Source organism: Arthrobacter sp. TJ-263, from assembly GCF_058269155.1.
The window spans coordinates 1,602,808-1,620,528 of record NZ_JBZCNE010000001.1 but is presented as its reverse complement, the minus strand read 5'-3'; the positions used below and the strand labels follow the sequence as shown (position 1 = coordinate 1,620,528).

Sequence of the window (17,721 nt, the reverse complement as noted above, 5' to 3'; positions counted from 1 at the left end):
ACAATGCGGCTAGGCGTACTGGACATAGGGTCGAACACGGTTCATCTGCTCCTCGTGGATGCCCATCCCGGGGGGCGGCCCGTGCCCTTCGCGAGCCACAAGAGGCCCCTGCAGCTCGTGGCCTACCTGGAGGAGGACGGCGGCATCTCGCGGCGGGGCCAGGACGAGCTGGTCGGCTTCGTCCGCGAGGCCCGCGCGTTCGCGGCAGGGCACGACGCCGAAGACTTCCTCGCGTTCTGCACGTCCGCGATCAGGGAGGCTGCCAACGGCCGTGAGGTCCTCGATCGCGTGCGCCGGGAGACCGGCGTCGACCTCCAGGAACTCTCCGGGGACCAGGAGGCCGCGGTGACCTTCCAGGCCGTGCGCCGCTGGTACGGCTGGGGCTCGGAGTCCATCCTCAACCTGGACATCGGCGGCGGCTCCTTCGAGATGGCCATGGGCACGGACGAACTGCCCGAGGTAGCCCTCTCCGTGCCGCTGGGCGCGGGCAGGCTCACGCGTGACTGGCTGCACGGGGACCCGCCGTCGGCCAAGAGCGTGAAGGAGCTGCGCCGCTACATCCGGGCGACCCTGCGCGAGGCCGTCCCCCGCTTCGCCCACCTCGGCACGCCGCACCTGGTCGCGGGCACATCGAAGACCTTCCGCTCCCTGGCCCGGATCGCGGGGGCCGCACCCTCGGCCGCCGGGCCGTTCGTCCGCCGTGAGCTGCGCCTCGAGGACCTCGGCCTGTGGACCAAGCGACTCGCCGCCATGACCGTGGAGGACCGCACCCACCTGGACGGCGTCTCCGAACTGCGCGCCCCGCAGGTGCTCGCGGGCGCGCTCGTGGCCGAGGCCGCGCTCGACCTGTTCGGCGTCCCATCGATCAGCATCTGCCCGTGGGCGCTGCGCGAGGGACTGCTGCTGCGGCGCTTCGACACCAAGATGTTCGACGCCGACGAGCCCCTCCCGGGAGCCGGGGTGGGACACACCCAGCTCGACGCGACGTCGCGCACCCCTGTGGCCCGGGGAGCCTGACGTGGCGCGCGCCGGCAGCCTGCCCTCCATCCCCGTCGCCCTCTCCAGCGCGTCGGTCTACCCGCTCGCCGTCCACGACGCCTTCGCTCTGGCCCAGGACCTCGGGTACGACGGCGTCGAGGTGATGGTCACCAACAACTCGGTCAGCCAGGACCCGAACCAGCTCTCCACGCTGAGCGAACGCTATGAGCTCCCGATCCTCGCCATCCATGCCCCGACCCTGCTCCTGACCCAGCAGGTGTGGGGCAAGGCCTGGACGAAGATCGAGATGTCCGCGGCGATGGCCGCGGAGGTGGGTGCCGCGACCGTCGTGACCCACCCGCCGTTCCGCTGGCAGACGGGGTACGCCGAGGCGTTTCCCGAGGGCATCGCGCGTATCGCGACCGAGTACGGCGTCGACATCGCCGTCGAGAACATGTACCCGTGGAAGGTCCGTGGCCGCGAGGCGAAGGCCTATCTGCCGCACTGGAACCCGATCCCCGAGCCCTACGAGCGGATCACCTGGGACTTCTCGCATGCGGCGATCGCCGGCATGGACTCCTACGAGGAGATCCGGACGCTCGGCGACAGGCTCGCGCACGTGCACCTGACGGACGGCACGCCCAACGGCAAGGACGAACACCTCCTCCCCGGCCAGGGGCAGCAGCGGTGCGCGGAGGCGCTGGGGCACCTCGCGGAGTCGGAGTGGGACGGCGTGGTCGCCGTCGAGGTGAGCACGCGCCGCGCCCGGGCCGCCGGGGAGCGCGAGGACTGGCTCGCGGAGACGCTGCGTTTCGCCCGGGAGCACCTGGGCCACTGACGGGCCGCGCCGGTCGACCAGGAGCCGGACCAGGGGCTGAACAGGGCGCTGAACGAGGAATGGCGCCGGTGGACGGGCCGGATGGTGGGGGAATCCATCCGGTGCCACCGACGCCGGGCCGGATCAGGAAGTTCCGGCCGCATCACTCGCACCCTTATGAGGTAGTAGCAACACTAGGGCCCCTCCTTGTGCTGCAACACCACAGGGGCTGGGAGTAGCCTGTGAGGCCCCGTGGCAGGATGGGATCATGACTACCCCGGGCGCCCCGCGCATCGCCTTCCTCGGCTGCGGATCCATGAACGAGTCCATCCTGGCCGGTCTCCTCGCCGCGGGCCTCGACCCCCGGCGGGTCACCGCCACGGTCCGACGCGCCGAGCGCGCGGCGGAGCTCCGGCGGCGCCACGGCGTCACGGCCCTCGCGACGTCCGAGGACGCCGCCGCGAACACCGTCGCCGCGCAGGATGCCGACGTCGTCATCCTCGGGGTGAAGCCCGCCGGCATCGTCGCGCTGGCCCGCGGGATCAGCCCGTCCCTGCAGCCGACCGCCCTCGTCCTCAGCGTCGCCGCGGCCGTGACGATCGCGATGATCGAGGCCGCCCTCCCCGAGGGCCAGCCTGTCATCCGCTCGATGCCCAACACCCCGTCGCGGGTCGGCAGGGGGGTGCTCTCGATCTCCGCCGGGACCGCAGCCGGTCCCGGGCAGATGGCACAGGCCCGGGAGCTCCTGGCATCCGCCGGGACCGTCGTCGAGATCCCCGAGGACCAGGTGGACGCCCTCTCCGCCGTCAGCGGGTCCGGACCGGCCTACACGTTCTACCTGGCGGAAGCGATGGCCGCCGCCGGCGTCGACCTGGGTCTCGATGCCGATCTGGCCGCGCTGATCGCCCGGGAGACCGTTGCGGGCGCCGGCTTCATGCTCGCCGAGGAGGGGGCGGACGCCGCCACCCTCCGCCGTGCCGTCACCAGCCCCAACGGGACCACGCAGAGCGCCATCGAGACCTTCGAGGAGCTCCGTCTTCCCGGCATCGTCGCGGACGGCGCCCGCGCCGCCACGGCACGTGCGGCGGAGATCACCCGCGAACTGACGCTTCCTGCCGGCTGACGGGCCGGAGCGCCCACAGGATCAGCAGGGCGACGGGCAGGACCACTCCGAGGCCGGTGAAGAGCCGGAGCGGCAGCGGCCCCTCGCCGGAGACCGTGCCGGTGAGGGTGAGGGTGACGGTGATCGAGGAGAACATCATCACGGGCACCAGGAGCGCCAGGAGCGCCCGTCCCGCCGCGCGTGGCATGCCGGCCTGCTGCCGGGCGAGGACCCAGCCGGCCGGGAACACGAGGGCGATCCACACCCAGTGGTGGAACCACGAGATGGGTGAGATCGCGAGCATGACGACCGCGTTCGCGGCGATCGCCCGGACGGGGTCGCCGTCGTCGTCCGCCCGACGGATCGCCAGGTAGCCGACCGCGATCACCGCCAGCGACGCCAGGACCCACACGGGCCGCTGCACGCCCTCCGCCATGCCCGACTGCGCGACGATCGAGTTCAGGGACACGTTGTAGAGGTCGGCCGTCGCCCCCACCCGCGAGGCGTCGAAGAGTGCGTCCAGCCAGAAGATCGCGGACTCGCGCGGTGCCAGGAACCAGCCGACGGCCACCGTCGCTGTGAAGGACGCCCCGAGCCACGCCAGGGACCGCCAGTCGCGGCGTGCGAGGAACACCAGGCCGAACGCGAGCGGTGTCAGCTTGATCCCGGCGGCGATGCCGATGAGCACGCCCGAGGGAAGCCTGGTGGAGCGCAGCAGGTCGGCCAGGATCAGCACCATCAGCAGGGCGTTGACCTGCCCGAACCCGAGGCCCTCACGCCACGGCCCGCTGACGCCGATGAGCAGCAGGGCGGCGAGGACGGGGACGGGACCCCGCCAGCCGGCCCGGGTCCCCGCCCCCGACACGACCCCCGACGCGCGCAGGTAGCGCACCACGACGACCGCCACGCCCACGAGGCACACGCACGTCAGCGCGGTCACGATGCCGAGGGCGAGGGCCTCGGGGACCAGCGCGAGGGGCACGAAGAGGAGGGCGGCGAAGGGCGGGTACGTGAAGGGCAGCCCCCGCGTGTCGGTCTGGATCAGGGCGTCGTCGTACAGGGTCTTCTCGCCTGCGCGGCCGAGCAGGGCGAGGGCCCCCTCGCGGTACACCGAGAGGTCGAGGCCGTGGATCCCGGCGGCGAGCAGGACGACGGCGAGCACGAGGGCACCGACGAGCCCGGCGGCCCACCGGCCTACCGCCGAACGCGCAGCGGTGGCGGGTGTCCGACGGCGGGACCCACCGGAGCTGCGCCTCCGCCGCACGGGCGCCCCGGTGGTCTCCTCCATGCGGCTAGGGCCGGCCGGCAAAACGCTCCAGCAGGTCCACGTGACCGGACACGATCAGCATGTCGCGGCTGGACACCTTGGTGTCGGGGCGCGCGTAGGTGAAGTCCTCGCCCGGCGACTTCACGCCGACCACGGTGACGCCGTACTTCGATCGCACCGACGACTCCGCGAGCGTGAAGCCCTGGGTCTCCTTCGGCGGGTACATCTTCACGATCGCGAAGCCGTCGTCGAACTCGATGAAGTCGAGCATGCGGCCGCCGACGAGGTGCGCGGCGCGCTGGCCGGCGTCCGCCTCCGGGTAGATCACGTGGTTTGCGCCGATGCGCTTGAGGATCTTGCCGTGCGAGGGCGTGATGGCCTTGACCCACAGGTGGTCGATGCCGAGGTCCACGAGGTTCGCGGTGATCAGCACGCTCGATTCGATCGAGGTTCCCACCCCCACCACGGCGGCCGAGAACTCCTGGGCACCGAGCTGTCGGAGGGCGTCGAGGTTCGTCGCGTCGGCCTCGACCACGTGCGTGAGGATGCCCGAGAACTTCTGCACGAGCTGGGGGTCCCGTTCGATGGCCAACACCTCCCGTCCCTGCCGGACGAGCTGTTCCGCGGTCGCCGCGCCGAACCGGCCGAGGCCGATCACGAGGACAGGTGCGTTGTGGGCGGGTCTTTCAGCCAATGATCGGCCTCTCGTCGGGGTAGCGGTACAGCGTGCTGCGTTGCCTCAGCGCGAGGGCGGAGGCGAGGGTGATGGTGCCCATGCGCCCGGCGAACATCAGGGCGGACAGGACGTATTTTCCTTCGGGCGGCAGTTCGGCGCTCAGGTTGGTGCTGAGGCCGCAGGTCGCGAAGGCGGAGATGACCTCGAAGACCACCTTGTCGAGCGGCTCGTCCGTCATGCGGAGGAGCAGGCCGCTACCGATCAGGACGAGGGTGGCGCCCATGAAGATCACGGAGATCGCGACCCGCATCACGCCGGAGGGGATGGTCCGGCCCCACGCACGGACGTCCGAGTCGCCGCGGGCCTCGGCCACGATGGCGAGGAACATGACCGCGATGGTGGTCACCTTGATACCGCCGGCCGTGGACGCTGAACCTCCTCCGGCGAACATGAGGGCGTCCGTCAGGAGCATCGTCGTGGTCGTCATGTCGTTCTGGTCCACGAGGTTGAAACCGCCGGAGCGGGTCATGACCGAGGCGAAGAGGGCATGGATCACCCGGTCCGTGACGCTCAGCGTGCCGATGGTGTCGGAGTTCTCCCATTCCAGGAAGCCCCAGGCGAACGTCCCGGCCACGAGCAGGATCAGCGACACGGACATCGTGAGCTTGGCGTGCAGCGTCCACTTGTTGAAGCGGTGGCGCACCTGCACGAGGACCATGATCACCGGGAACCCGAGGCTCCCGAGGAACACGCCGACCATGAGCGGGGTCAGGATCCAGAGGTCCGTCTCGTACGGGACCAGGCCGTCGCTGTGCGGGGTGAAGCCGGCGTTGTTGAAGGCCGAGATGGAGTAGAAGATGCCGTGCCAGAGGGCCTGCCACCAGGGCTCGCCGAGCAGCATGAACCGGGGGATCAGGACGACGGCGAGCACGATCTCGATCAGCACCGACGTCGTGATGACGATCCGCAGGAGTGTGCCGATCTCGCCGAGGCGGCTCGCGTTGTTGAGGGCCTCCTGGGCCAGCAGCTTGCCGCGCACCCCGAGCCGCTTGCTCACGATCAGCGCGAGCAACGAGGCCAGTGTCAGTGTGCCGAGGCCTCCGATGAAGATGCCCAGCAGGATCACGAGCTGGCCGAAGAAGGACCAGTGGGTGGCGGTGGACACCACGGTGAGGCCCGTGACGCACACGGCGGACACCGCCGTGAAGAAGGCGTCGTGCAGGGGCGTCACGGTACCGCTGCTGGCGGCCATCGGCAGGCTCAGCAGCGCGGTGAACACCAGGATCACGGCGGTGAAGATGAAGAGGGCCAGGCGCGCGGGCGAACTGTTCGCGAAGGAGTCGGCGAAGTCGCGGATCGAGGCCAGCAGCCTGATGTACCCGCGGCGATCGTCCGTCAGCCATCGTGGCTGTTGACCTAACATTGACGTCCGCTCTGCCCTGTCCGCTGGTCCTTCCGCCGCACCGGCGCACAACCATGCCTGAATTGTCCCTTGCAGTAGTAAAGCATCTCACCGGTGTGCGTCGTCGGACTATCCCGCATCGCGTAGCCTTTCAGGAATGTCTACGCACTCAAGGTCGGCGGTGCCCCTCCAGGTCGCCTGGGACGAGTCGATGCTGGCCTACGACTTCGGCGGGCAGCACCCCATGAACCCGGAGCGGCTGCACCTGACGGCGCGGCTCGCGCGTGATTGCGGGCTGTTGGAGCTCGACGGCGTGACGGTCGCCGCTCCCCCCGTGGCCTCGGACGACGACCTGGCAGCGGTCCACAGCCCGGACTACATCGGGGCGGTCCGTCGGATCAGCAGCAACCCTGACACCTCGGACGAGGCCAGGGGCCTCGGCACGGAGGACACCCCCGCCTTCGCCGGGATGCACGAGGCCAGTGCCCGGCTTGCCGGCGGGTCCCTCGACGCGGCCGAGGCGATCATCCGGGGCTCCGCCGTCCGGGCGGTGAATTTCGGCGGCGGCATGCACCACGCGGCGCGGTCCCGGGCCAGCGGCTTCTGCATCTACAACGACGCCGCGGCCTCCATCCAGCGGCTGCTCGACCGCGGCGTCCCGCGCGTCCTCTACATCGACGTCGATGCACACCACGGCGACGGGACGCAGAGCATCTTCTGGGACGATCCGCGCGTCATGACGATCTCCCTGCACGAGACGGGCATGAGCCTCTTTCCGGGCACGGGCTTCGCCAGCGAGACCGGGGGGCCCGGCGCGGAGGGGTATGCCGTGAACGTGGCCCTGCCCACCGTCGCCGGGGACGCGGCGGTGCTGCGGGCCTTCCACGCCGTCGTGCCGCAACTCGCCGCGGCCTTCGCGCCCGGGGTCATCGTGAGCCAGCACGGCTGTGACTCCCATCGCGAGGACCCCCTCACGAACCTGCGCGTCAGTGTCGACGCCCAGCATGCCCTGATGGTGGGCGTGCGGGAACTGGCGGACCGCCTGTGCGAGGGGCGGTGGATCGCGACCGGCGGAGGCGGCTACGCCCTCGCGAGCGTGGTGCCGCGGTCCTGGTCGTTGCTCGTGGCGGTGGCTGCCGGCGCGCCGATGGGCCCGGCCACCCCCGTCCCGGCTGCCTGGCGGGAGTACGTGCTCGAGCGGCACGGCGTCGAGGCGCCGCGCCTGATGGGCGACGGAGCGGACATCTGGTGGCGGTCGTGGGAGATCGGCTACGACCCGAACGACGACCTCGACCGGACGGTGATGGCGACCCGGAAGGCCCTCTTCCCGCTGCACGGGCTGGACCCCTGGTTCGACTGACCGGGACCCGCCGATCGCGTCATGATGCCGCGCGGCGTATATGTCGTTAGGGTAGGCGAATGGGAATCGATGATGTATTCGCCGTCATCGCCGAAGGAACACGCCGGCAGATCCTCGAGAATCTGCGGGACGGCGACAAGGCGGTGGGGGAGCTCGTGATCGAGCTGCAGGTCAGCCAGCCCACGGTGTCGAAGCACCTGAAGGTGCTGCGGGAGGCGGGTCTGGTGAGCATGCGCGCGCAGGGGCAGAAGCGCTACTACTCGCTCGACACCGCACCGCTCGGCCGCGTGCGCGACTGGCTCGCCGGATTCGAGCCGGCCGCCGATCCGGTGTCCGTCGCGGCCTCCGGGGACCTCCTTCAGGACGGTCACTCCTCCGAGGTGACGACGGTGGAGGACGTCGTCGCGGCGCTCGAACCGGAGACCGCCGAGGCATCGGTCACCGCAGGCACGACGGCGCTGGCCGCAGCGGTCCTGGCAGCACCTCCTGTGTCCGGCGGGCCTGATGCACCGCGTCCCCCGATGGGCCGGACCATGGGCCGGGCGGCGGAGCGCGCCGCGGACCTCCTGTCCCAACTGCGCCGTCGGCGCGATCCGTCGTCGTAGGGCCTCTTCGTCGACCATCTTTCACTGTCGACCATCTTTCACTGTCGACCATCTTTCACTGTCGACCATCTTTCACTGTCGACCATCTTTCACTTGCGTCACATCTGCCACTAGAGTGGATCCTTGGGCGGATTGTCCTCTGGCTACAGGGCGACACGCCGAACGGTTGCCCCCGGATCGCTTCCGCGATGCCGGTCCCAGGGTGACGTGCAAGCCTCCATGCAAAGGAATAGTGGTGAGATGGCCGACGGGAATCACTTCTCGGACGTGCGGTTCCTGACGGTCGCGGAAGTGGCCGAGCTCATGCGCGTATCGAAGATGACCGTGTACAGGCTCGTCCATGCAGGAGAGCTGCCGGCTGTGCAGTTCGGCCGTTCCTACCGTGTCCCCGAGTCCGCGGTCGAGGGGTTCCTCCACCGGGCGCAGGTCGACGGACAGTCCGAGAGCGCCTGATCGCCCGTCGTCCGTGGGCTCCTCAAACGGATGTACCCTGTTAAGGAGCGTTTTGGGCGGGTTCCGAGCCCGCTCGACTTATTGCATCAAACGGGCAACTGCCACCAGGCACGCGCCTTTCGTCATCACCAGGGCTTCCCCCGTGGCACCTCGCCGCAGTCCGCCCTGGCAACACAACAGTTTGTGAGGACTCTATGGGTTCAGTAATCAAGAAGCGCCGCAAGCGTATGGCAAAGAAGAAGCACCGCAAGCTGCTTCGCAAGACCCGTCACCAGCGCCGCAACAAGAAGTAGGCAGGCGCCCGGCCGCGAGCCGGAGTGTGCTGACCGGCCCGGATTCCCGCTCCATGCGTGGAACCCGGGCCGTTGTCGTCCGGCGGGCTTCCCGGGCGGATCCGCGGGTCAGGAACTCCTGAACCGTGAGTACCCGCGCCACAGTCCGTAGACGGATCCGATGACGGTGGCCGCGCGGAGGCCCAGGGTCGCCGCCCGTCGCCCGCTGCGGAAATCGTAGACGGGCCAGTTGTTCGCACGGGCATGGCGGCGGAGCCGGCTGTCCGGGTTGATGGCCACCGGATGCCCGACGGCGGTCAGCAGGGGGATGTCGTTGTAGGAGTCGCTGTAGCCCCAGCAGCGCGAGAGGTCCAGGTTCTCCCGCCGGGCCAGTCCCAGCACGGCTGCGGCCTTGGCCGGCCCGTGCAGGAAGTCGCCGACCAGCTTGCCGGTGTACAGGCCGTCGGCCACCTCCCCCACGGTGCCGAGCGCTCCGGTGAGGCCGAGGCGGCTGGCGATCACGCCGGCCACCTCCACCGGGGTGCCGGTCACCAGCCAGACCTGCCGGTGCGAGCTCAGGTGCTGCTCGGCGAGGGCACGCGCGCCGGGCCAGATCTTCGACGCGATCATCTCGTCGTAGACCTCCTCGCCCAGGGCCAGGATGTCCTCGTGGGCGATCCCGATGGCGAACGCGAGGGCGGCGTCCCGCACCGAGTTCACATCCGTCATCGTCTCGCCACGCATGATGAAGCGGAGCTGCTTCCAGGCCAGTCCTGCGGCGAAGCGCAGTGTGAAGGCCTTGCGCTGGTACATCTTGCGGGCCACGTGGAAGAGGCTCGCGCCGCGCATCAGCGTGTTGTCCACGTCGAAGAAGGCTGCTTCGCCCGCGACGGTCGCCGGAGGCTGGAGGGTGGGGTGCGTGACCCGGGCGGCGTCCGGCATGCTCCGAGTCTAGTTCTTCGACTCCTCCCCCCGGCGTGATCTCCCGCCGGTGCTGCTTCCCGCCGCCCGCGCCGCACGGGCGCAGTACCGTGGAGGGATGGAATCCCCCGCGGAGGCGCCCGGTGCCGGCGTCGTACTCCTCACCCGCCCCGGGTGTCATCTCTGCGAGGACGCCCGCGCCGTCGTGCGGCGGGTGACCGCCGACCTGGGTCTGGGCTGGCGCGAGGTGAGCGCGGCCGAGGTTCCCGCGCTCGGCGCCCGGTTCGCGGAGGAGCTGCCCGTCCTGTTCATCGACGGGGTGCAGCGGGACTTCTGGTCGATCGACGAGTCGAGGCTGAGGCGGCTGCTGGCCGGCACCTGACATCCCCGACGAGCGACGGCCGGCCCAGCCCTGCAGCCGCGCTGACGGCCGCCCGCCGTCCGGCTTGGAGGCCCCGCGCCGTCGGCATACAGTGGTGGTACTTCCGCCCCCGACGCCGAGGGACCCCGGAACCGCGGCTCCCGCACCGGGCGCGGCGGTGCTAGCAACGGAGCCGATGACAGTGACACCGCCGGACATGCCAGGCCTTCACCCCGTGGACGATGCGGCGCGCCATATCCCTCCGGCGTCTGTCGCCCGTCTCACCATCTACCTGCGGGCGCTGAATTCCCTGCTCGCCGAGGGCATCGAACGGGTGTCCTCCGAGGAGCTCGCGGATGCCGCCGGAGTGAATTCCCCCAAGCTCCGCAAGGACCTCTCCTACCTCGGGTCCTACGGCACCCGGGGCGTCGGGTACGACGTGCAGTTCCTCAACCGGCAGATCTCGGTGGCCCTCGGGCTGACGCTCGACTGGCGCGTCGCCATCCTCGGCGTGGGCAACCTCGGACGGGCACTCGCCGGCTATTCGGGGTTCGGCTCGCGGGGCTTCGAGATCGTGGCGCTCTTCGACGCCGACCAGCTGGTCGTCGGCTCCGAGGTGGGCTACCTCCGGGTCAGCGCCGTCGACGACCTCGAGGCGGTGCTGGAACGCACCCGCACCAACATGGCGGTGCTCGCGGTTCCTGCGGGGGTCGCCCAGGAACTGTGTGACCGCCTCGTCGCGGCCGGGATCTCCAGCATCCTCAGCTTCGCGCCCGTGGTGCTGCAGGTGCCACCGCATGTCCAGCTGCGCAAGGTGGACCTGTCCACGGAGCTGCAGATCCTGGCCTACCACGCGCAAAGGGCGCAGGAGCCGGACCTCGGTCCGATCTCCCGCGCCCAGTAGGCAGGGTTACGCGCGACTGCGCGTTCAGTACCCGAGCTTCTGCGGTGCGAAGTATGGCCGCGCGGGCTTGAGGTAGGTCAGGACGACGCCGGCCACGCCCAGCAGCATGACCAGCACGCTGGCCACCGTCGAGATCGCGGACGTTTCGGCCACGGGCTGTCCGGCCGATTCCGCGGCGGCGGTGAGTACGGGCGTCAGGAAGAGGATGCCGAGTGTGCCCACCACGTTGAGTGCGGCGAGGACCGTCGCGGTGATGCGCGCCCAGTTCCGGCCCCTGCGGATGAAGACGGCCAGGACCACGTACAGGGCCGCGATGATCACCGAGACGACGAGTCCGACGCCCACCCCGACCGCGGCTCCGGCCATGTCCGGCACATCGGTCGTCAGCAGGGAGACGACGGAGGACAGCAGGTAGACGATGCCCGCGGCGAGGATGAGGTAGTAGGCCCGGTGGACCTCCTTGGGGGCCGGCCCCTTCTCGGCGGGACCCGGTGCGGCCGACGTCGGGTAGGCGTACCCCGGGGGCTGGGCAGCCCGGTTCCCGTCGTCCTGCCCGCCGTACGACGGCTGGCCCTGCGGGGGATAGGGGTTCTGGCCGCTGCTGCCCGATCCCGGAGGATTCCAGGCGGGCCCGTTGTCCTGCCCGTTCGGGTTGTCCTGTGGTGTGCTCATCATCGCGTCCTTCGCTGATCAGTGGTGGTCATCCGCCCGGTGGTGCCCCCATGGACGCGCCCCTCGTGGATGTGGTCACCGTCAGCCTAGATCGTCGGCTCCCGGTGGGGGCGGGACGAAACGCCGACGGCCGGCGTCGTCGGGAGGACGACGCCGGCCGTCGGGGCCTGCGGGCGGGCGGTGGCCCCGGGTGGCGGATCAGACCGTGGCGACCGCGGGAGCCACGAAAGCGGCTTCGATGGTGATGGTCACCTTGTCGCCCACGAGGACACCGCCGGCTTCGAGTGCGGCGTTCCAGGTGAGGCCGAAGTCCTTGCGCGAGATGCTCGTGGAGGCGGAGACCCCGGCGCGGGTGGCGCCGAAGGGGTCCACGGCCACGCCGTTGAACTCGGCGTCGAGGACCACGGACTTGGTGATGCCGCGGATGGTCAGGTCACCGTTGATCCTGTACGTCTCGCCGGAGCCCTCGTGGGAGGTGGACACGAAGGTCATCTCGGGGAACTGCTCGACGTCGAAGAAGTCGGCGCCCTTGACGTGGCCGTCGCGGTTCTCGTCACCGGAGGTGAAGGAGGCGGTCCTGATGGTCGCCGAGATGCTCGAGTCCTCGAGGGACGAGCCGACGGTGAGCGCGGCGTCGACGTCCTGGAACGAGCCGCGGACTTTGCTGATGCCGGCGTGGCGGACGCTGAAGCCCACCTCGCTGTGGGAGGGGTCGAAGGACCAGGTGCCGGAGGTGAGGCCTGAGGGGACAGTCATGAAGAGCTCCTGAGAAAGGTGGCGTGCGGATGCTTACAGGGATTAGAAGCATGCATATGCATGTTTTATTCCACAGATCGGTAAAATGTTCAACCAACCCTTGCCCGGATGCCGATTGGCCGTCGCACGCAGCATGCGCGAAACTGGAAGGATGCAGCGATCAACCGTCCACCTGGTGCGCCACGGTGAGGTCCACAACCCCGATGGAGTCCTCTACGGGCGGCTCCCCGAGTTCCACCTTTCGGATCTGGGCCGTCAGATGGCCGTCCAGATGGCCCGGCACTTCCAGGAGCGGCGCGACGAAGGTGCCGATATCGTGCATCTCGTGGCCTCGCCGCTGGACCGTGCGCAGGAGACCGCCCGGCCGCTGGCGGAGACCCTCGGGCTTCCCGTCTCCACCGACGAGCGCATCATCGAGGCGGAGAACCGCTTCGAAGGGATGTCGGGGATCAAGAGCAGGCTCCGGCAGCCCCGCAACTGGCCCCTCCTCGTCAACCCCCTCCGCCCCTCCTGGGGCGAGCCCTACCGTCGGCAGGTCGAACGCATGATGGCCGGAGTCCATGACGCGCGGCGTCTGGCCCTCGAGCTCAGCGCCGACGAAGGTCGGGGCCGCCCCGCGGAGGTCATCCTGGTCAGCCACCAGCTCCCGATCTGGGTGACGAGGCTCGCCGCCGAACACCGCCGGCTCTGGCACGACCCGCGCCAGCGCGAGTGCACGCTCACGTCCGTCACCTCCCTCGACTTCGACGGCGAGACCATCCGGCGCGTGCGCTATGCCGAGCCGTGTGCCGACCTGCTGCCCGAGGCGGCGAATGTCCCCGGCGCATAATAGGATTACTACACGTCGTAGAAATCAACGGAAGAAGCCGTGACCACACCTGCCCGTCCCGCACCGCGCCGTCGCCTGCTCACGCTGCGCCTGGCGCTGGCGTTCGCCGTGCCGGTCTCGCTCGCGATGACGTCCTGCGCGGCGGATGACCCCCTGGCGCAGCAGGCCGCCGCGGGAGACGGCAAGAACTACATCGCGGGAGACGGCTCGGTCACCGAATACGCGGCGAGCGACCGGGGAGAGCCCATCGAGGTCTCCGGCACCCTGTTCGACGGCACCTCCGTTGCGAGTTCCGACTGGGTGGGCCAGGTCACCGTGCTCAACTTCTGGTACGCCTCGTGTGCACCCTGCCGCGAGGAAGCCCCCGATCTCGTCTCGCTGCACGACGACTACGCGCCGCAGGGGGCCGCTTTCTACGGCGTGAACATCCGCGACGAGCAGGCCACGGCAGAAGCCTTCGAACGCAGCTTCGGCATCCCGTACCAGAGCTTCGACGACAAGGACGGCGGCGTCCTGCTGGACATGACGCAGTACGTCCCGCCGCAGGCGGTTCCCACCACGATCGTGCTGGACCGCGAGGGGCGCGTCTCGGCGCGGATCCTCGGACTCGCGGACCGCAGCACGCTCAAGGCCCTGATCTCCGATGCCCTCGCCGAATAGCGCGCCGCGCCGGGCATGCCGATGACGGGGCCGCCGGCCGCGTCGATGCCCCTCGCCGTCGGCAACGCCTTCGCCGACGCCGTCCTGAACGGCTCCATGCTCCTGGCGCTGCCGGTCGCCCTCCTGGCGGGTCTCGTCTCCTTCGTCTCTCCCTGCGTCCTGCCCCTGGTTCCCGGCTATCTCGGGTACGTGACGGGCCTGACCGGCGTCGACCTCGAGCAGCAGAAGAAGGGCCGCATGCTCGCGGGGATCGGCCTGTTCGTCGTCGGGTTCTCGGTGGTCTTCATGGCGTACGGGACACTCTTCGGCCAGCTGGGGGCCTTCCTGCGGGTCTCGCAGGGGTGGCTCCTCCAGGGCCTCGGCGTCGTCGTGATCCTCCTGGGCATCATCTTCATGGGCGGTCTCTCCTGGTTCCAGCGGGAGAGCCGCCTCCATGCGAGGGTCCCGGCCGGGCTCCTCGGTGCACCTCTGCTCGGGGTGACCTTCGGGCTCGGCTGGGCTCCGTGCATCGGGCCCACCCTGGGTGCGGTGCAGCTGCTCGCCATCTCCGGCAACGACGCCACGGCCCTGAAGGGTGCCGTCCTCACGTTCGTCTATTGCCTCGGGCTCGGGCTGCCGTTCCTGCTGATCGCACTCGGCGTGCGGCGCGGTATGGGCGCGCTCGCGTTCTTCCGGAAGCACCGGCTCCTGCTGCAGCGTTCCGGGGGAGGGCTCCTCGTGCTCGTGGGCGTCCTCATGGTCACGGGCGTCTGGAACCTCTGGATCACCCAGCTGCAGGATCTCCTGATCGGCAACGTCGTCCTCCCGATCTGATCGGCGGGCGCGCACGGCACGGAATCGAATCGACTTGATGGAAGGCCCACAGTGAAGCAGGACGTCACACAGGACACGAGGGACAGGCCGGGAGCCTCGACGGCCCGGTCCGACGTCGTCCTGCCCTCCCTCGGGTTCCTCGGAACCCTCCGGTGGGCCTGGACGCAGCTCACGAGCATGCGCACCGCGCTGTTCCTGCTCCTGCTGCTCGCCGTCGCCGCGGTTCCCGGGTCGCTGTTCCCGCAGCGCCCCGCCAACCCGGCCGTCGTCACGCAGTACATCGAGGACAACCCGGACACGGGGCCCGTCCTCGACTGGTTCCAGCTCTTCGACGTCTACTCGTCGGTCTGGTTCTCCGCCATCTACCTCCTGCTCTTCGTCTCGCTCATCGGCTGTGTGATCCCGCGCGCTATCGCGCACTTCAGGGCGGTGCGCTCCACGCCGCCGCGCACACCGAAGCGGCTCTCGCGCCTGCCCGTCCACGGCACGTTCGACGTGCCGGCGGACCAGGCGCACCGGTCGGGGCTCACCCCGGCCGCCGCCGCCGAGCAGGCCGCGGCCGTCCTCCGGAAGCGCGGCTACCGCGTGGACGTGCGGGACGCCGGCACCGACCATCCCTCGGTCGGTGCCGAACGCGGACTCGCCAAGGAACTCGGCAACCTCGTGTTCCACACCTCCCTCATCGGGGTCCTGGTCTCGGTCGCCGTCGGAGGGCTGTTCGGCTACAACGGCCAGAAGGTCGTCGTCGAGGGTGACAGCTTCGTCAACACCCTGATCGGCTACGACTCCTTCAACCCGGGCTCCAACTTCTCCGACGACCGGCTCGAGCCGTACTCCCTCCGGCTGGACTCCTTCGACGTCCGCTTCGACCGCGACCAGGAGAGCCACTACGGTCAGCCGCTGGACTTCACCGCCGAGGTGACCACGCAGGACGGTCCGGGCGCGGACGAGGAGTCCCAGGTCCTCAAGGTCAATGCGCCGATCACGATCGGCGGGACGAACGTGTACCTCGTCGGCAACGGCTACGCGCCGGTGGTGACGGTCCGCGACGGCGAGGGCAACATCGCCTCGCAGGGTCCTGTCGTCTCGGTCCCGTCGGACGGCCTCTACACGTCGCTCATCGTCATCAAGGCCCCGGACGCCAAGCCGGACCAGCTCGGGTTCGTGGGATTCTTCCTCCCCACCGCGTTCGTCGACGAGCAGGGGGTGTCCTTCTCGCGGGACCCCGACCCCTTCAACCCCCAGCTCAACCTCAACTCCTACTACGGTGACCTGGGGCTCGACGACGGCACCCCCGAGAACGTGTACGTCCTGGACACCGAGAACCTGACGGAGCTGAACAGCCGCACCAGCGACGACGGCGGGATCGTGCTCGGCGTGGGCCAGAGCTACGACCTGCCCGAGGGCAAGGGCTCGGTCACGTTCGACGGGCTGAAGCGGTACGTGGCCCTCGACATCCACCACGACCCGGGGGAGGTCGGCGCGCTCGTCTTCTCGACCCTCGCGCTGCTCGGCCTGACGGCGTCGCTGTTCATCGGACGCCGCAGGCTCTGGGTCCGCACGGCGGAGCACCCCGACGGCCGCCTCATGGTCGAGTACGGCCTGCTCGCACGCGGCGAGGACCACCGGCTGCCCGCCGAGGGCCAGGCCGTCGAGAAGCTGCTCATGGACCGCTGGTTGGTGCCGGACAGCGGCACAGGGGAAAATAAGGTGCCGGAGGCCGCGTCGTCGGCAGCGGGCACGGGGCAGTCGCACCACAACTCAAAGGACAACTGATGCCACAACCAGTCAACGCAGAGCTCGGGCAGGTCAGTGAGCTCTTCATGCTGCTGGCCTCCATCGCCTACGTGGCGGCCCTGATCTTCTTCGTGCTCGACCTCGTGCGATCAAGCACGACCATCGGCTCGCTCGAGACCCGGCTCGCCCGGGAGAAGGCCACGCCCGCCCTCGCCGGCATCGGGGCGCGCGGGGGTTCGACGTCGACCGCTGCGCCGACCGGTCCCGCCACCGCCGACGACTCGATGGACTACGGCTCCGGACCGCGGCGGGGTGCGGCGCGCATCGCCGTTGCGCTGACCGTGCTCGCCGCGGTCATCCACGGTGCCGCCGTCATCACCCGCGGCGTCGCCGCGAACCGCGTGCCGTGGGGCAACATGTACGAGTTCTGCACCACGGGTGCGTTCCTGGTCGCAGCCATCTTCCTGGTCACGCTCACCCGCAAGGACCTCCGCTTCGTCGGGTCCTTCGTGGTCGGCCTCGTCGTCGTCATGCTGTGCGCGGCCACCGTCGGTTTCCCCACGCCTGTGGCCCGGCTGATCCCGGCGCTGCAGAGCTACTGGCTGATCGTGCATGTCTCCATCGCGGTGGCCTCCTCCGCGCTGTTCACCATCACCTTCGCGATGTCGGTGCTGCAGCTCCTCCAGTCCTCCCGTGAGGCCAAGCTGCTCGCGGGCAAGGTGGACTCGGCCCGTTTCCTGCGCCTGGTACCGTCCGCGCTGAGCCTCGAGAACCTCGCCTACCGCCTGAACGCCATCGCGTTCGTGGGCTGGACCTTCACCCTCATGGCCGGTGCCATCTGGGCCGAGCAGGCCTGGGGCAGGTACTGGGGCTGGGACACCAAGGAGGTCTGGACCTTCGTGATCTGGACCGTGTACGCCGGCTACCTGCACGCCCGTGCGACGCGCGGCTGGACGGGGACGCGCGCCGCGTGGCTCTCGATCGTCGGCTACCTCTGCATCGTCTTCAACTTCACGATCGTCAACATCTACTTCTCGGGCCTCCACAGCTACTCGGGGGTCTGACGACCGCTGCTCCGGGGCCTCGGCCCCGGACACACGAGAGCCCCGCAGCTCCTGCTGCGGGGCTCTCGTGTG

General features: G+C 69.8%; 20 protein-coding genes. 14 read left to right on the top strand and 6 right to left on the bottom strand.

Translation table 11 applies throughout. The features are described from left to right. Positions 1–3: 3 nt before the first annotated feature. The 3 genes from AC4D2F_RS07735 (at position 4) to proC (ending at position 2,918) form a co-directional block, all read left to right on the top strand. Positions 4–1,017 (top strand): Ppx/GppA phosphatase family protein, encoded by a 1,014-nt coding sequence (locus tag AC4D2F_RS07735; RefSeq protein WP_104168049.1) that lies wholly within the window; start codon positions 4–6, stop codon positions 1,015–1,017. Between the two features lies 1 nt (position 1,018). After that, positions 1,019–1,816, top strand: a complete 798-nt coding sequence (locus tag AC4D2F_RS07730) for a sugar phosphate isomerase/epimerase family protein (protein ID WP_104168050.1) — start codon at positions 1,019–1,021, stop codon at positions 1,814–1,816. Positions 1,817–2,063: 247 nt separating this feature from the next. Continuing rightward, complete coding sequence (gene proC, locus AC4D2F_RS07725; protein WP_490910052.1) at positions 2,064–2,918, top strand: pyrroline-5-carboxylate reductase; 855 nt, start codon at positions 2,064–2,066, stop codon at positions 2,916–2,918. Here proC and AC4D2F_RS07720 read toward each other — a convergent pair. From AC4D2F_RS07720 to AC4D2F_RS07710, 3 genes are read right to left on the bottom strand one after another with little or no spacing between them, the layout of a single operon-like run. Then, positions 2,887–4,185 carry a glycosyltransferase 87 family protein gene (locus AC4D2F_RS07720; RefSeq protein ID WP_490910051.1) on the bottom strand — a complete coding sequence of 433 codons (1,299 nt, stop codon included), beginning with the start codon at positions 4,183–4,185 and terminating at the stop codon, positions 2,887–2,889. The genes proC and AC4D2F_RS07720 overlap by 32 nt on opposite strands. Before the next feature lie 4 nt (positions 4,186–4,189). Then, positions 4,190–4,858, bottom strand: coding sequence for a potassium channel family protein (locus AC4D2F_RS07715; RefSeq protein ID WP_043441864.1), 669 nt, complete (start codon positions 4,856–4,858; stop codon positions 4,190–4,192). After that, positions 4,851–6,263, bottom strand: a complete 1,413-nt coding sequence (locus AC4D2F_RS07710; protein WP_104168053.1) for a TrkH family potassium uptake protein — start codon at positions 6,261–6,263, stop codon at positions 4,851–4,853. The genes AC4D2F_RS07715 and AC4D2F_RS07710 overlap by 8 nt, the downstream gene beginning before the upstream one ends. Before the next feature lie 136 nt (positions 6,264–6,399). Between AC4D2F_RS07710 and AC4D2F_RS07705 the strand changes: the two genes are divergently transcribed. The 4 genes from AC4D2F_RS07705 (at position 6,400) to AC4D2F_RS07690 (ending at position 8,953) form a co-directional block, all read left to right on the top strand. Further along, positions 6,400–7,602: an acetoin utilization protein AcuC gene (locus tag AC4D2F_RS07705; protein WP_258069898.1), complete on the top strand. Its 1,203-nt coding sequence runs from the start codon at positions 6,400–6,402 to the stop codon at positions 7,600–7,602. 59 nt (positions 7,603–7,661) lie between these two features. Further along, positions 7,662–8,207, top strand: a complete 546-nt coding sequence (locus AC4D2F_RS07700; RefSeq protein ID WP_104168054.1) for an ArsR/SmtB family transcription factor — start codon at positions 7,662–7,664, stop codon at positions 8,205–8,207. A gap of 240 nt (positions 8,208–8,447) precedes the next feature. Further along, entirely contained in the window at positions 8,448–8,660 is a 213-nt protein-coding gene (locus AC4D2F_RS07695) for a helix-turn-helix domain-containing protein (RefSeq protein ID WP_104168055.1), read from the top strand. Positions 8,661–8,854: 194 nt separating this feature from the next. Then, positions 8,855–8,953: a 30S ribosomal protein bS22 gene (locus AC4D2F_RS07690; RefSeq protein WP_003792170.1), complete on the top strand. Its 99-nt coding sequence runs from the start codon at positions 8,855–8,857 to the stop codon at positions 8,951–8,953. 108 nt (positions 8,954–9,061) lie between these two features. On the opposite strand, the gene AC4D2F_RS07685 is transcribed toward AC4D2F_RS07690, so the two are convergent. Then, positions 9,062–9,874 carry an HAD family hydrolase gene (locus AC4D2F_RS07685; RefSeq protein WP_490910050.1) on the bottom strand — a complete coding sequence of 271 codons (813 nt, stop codon included), beginning with the start codon at positions 9,872–9,874 and terminating at the stop codon, positions 9,062–9,064. A 97-nt stretch (positions 9,875–9,971) separates the two neighbouring features. Between AC4D2F_RS07685 and AC4D2F_RS07680 the strand changes: the two genes are divergently transcribed. Together AC4D2F_RS07680 and AC4D2F_RS07675 are read left to right on the top strand one after the other, a co-directional pair. Continuing rightward, a complete protein-coding gene (locus tag AC4D2F_RS07680; protein ID WP_490910049.1) occupies positions 9,972–10,235 on the top strand; it encodes a glutaredoxin family protein in 264 nt (87 codons plus the stop codon). Between the two features lie 196 nt (positions 10,236–10,431). After that, the gene (locus tag AC4D2F_RS07675; RefSeq protein ID WP_258069899.1) at positions 10,432–11,118 is read left to right on the top strand and encodes a redox-sensing transcriptional repressor Rex; all 687 of its coding nucleotides are present in this window, start codon (positions 10,432–10,434) and stop codon (positions 11,116–11,118) included. A gap of 24 nt (positions 11,119–11,142) precedes the next feature. Here the strand turns inward: AC4D2F_RS07675 and AC4D2F_RS07670 are convergent, their stop codons facing one another. Together AC4D2F_RS07670 and AC4D2F_RS07665 are read right to left on the bottom strand one after the other, a co-directional pair. Next, positions 11,143–11,790: a hypothetical protein gene (locus tag AC4D2F_RS07670; protein WP_490910048.1), complete on the bottom strand. Its 648-nt coding sequence runs from the start codon at positions 11,788–11,790 to the stop codon at positions 11,143–11,145. A 198-nt stretch (positions 11,791–11,988) separates the two neighbouring features. Further along, on the bottom strand, positions 11,989–12,546 hold the full coding sequence (locus AC4D2F_RS07665; protein WP_104168060.1) for a YceI family protein: 558 nt from the start codon (positions 12,544–12,546) through the stop codon (positions 11,989–11,991). A 151-nt stretch (positions 12,547–12,697) separates the two neighbouring features. Between AC4D2F_RS07665 and AC4D2F_RS07660 the strand changes: the two genes are divergently transcribed. Genes AC4D2F_RS07660 through ccsB form a run of 5 tightly spaced genes read left to right on the top strand, consistent with a single transcriptional unit; the run spans position 12,698 to position 17,649 of the window. Next, the gene (locus AC4D2F_RS07660) at positions 12,698–13,375 is read left to right on the top strand and encodes a histidine phosphatase family protein (protein ID WP_490910047.1); all 678 of its coding nucleotides are present in this window, start codon (positions 12,698–12,700) and stop codon (positions 13,373–13,375) included. 39 nt (positions 13,376–13,414) lie between these two features. After that, the gene (locus AC4D2F_RS07655; protein WP_490910046.1) at positions 13,415–14,035 is read left to right on the top strand and encodes a TlpA family protein disulfide reductase; all 621 of its coding nucleotides are present in this window, start codon (positions 13,415–13,417) and stop codon (positions 14,033–14,035) included. A 21-nt stretch (positions 14,036–14,056) separates the two neighbouring features. Beyond that, complete coding sequence (locus AC4D2F_RS07650) at positions 14,057–14,848, top strand: cytochrome c biogenesis CcdA family protein (protein ID WP_258069900.1); 792 nt, start codon at positions 14,057–14,059, stop codon at positions 14,846–14,848. A gap of 51 nt (positions 14,849–14,899) precedes the next feature. Continuing rightward, positions 14,900–16,624, top strand: a complete 1,725-nt coding sequence (resB, locus tag AC4D2F_RS07645) for a cytochrome c biogenesis protein ResB (protein WP_490910045.1) — start codon at positions 14,900–14,902, stop codon at positions 16,622–16,624. After that, on the top strand, positions 16,624–17,649 hold the full coding sequence (gene ccsB, locus AC4D2F_RS07640; RefSeq protein WP_490910044.1) for a c-type cytochrome biogenesis protein CcsB: 1,026 nt from the start codon (positions 16,624–16,626) through the stop codon (positions 17,647–17,649). Before resB ends, ccsB begins: the two co-directional genes overlap by 1 nt. The last annotated feature ends 72 nt before the right edge of the window (positions 17,650–17,721 follow it).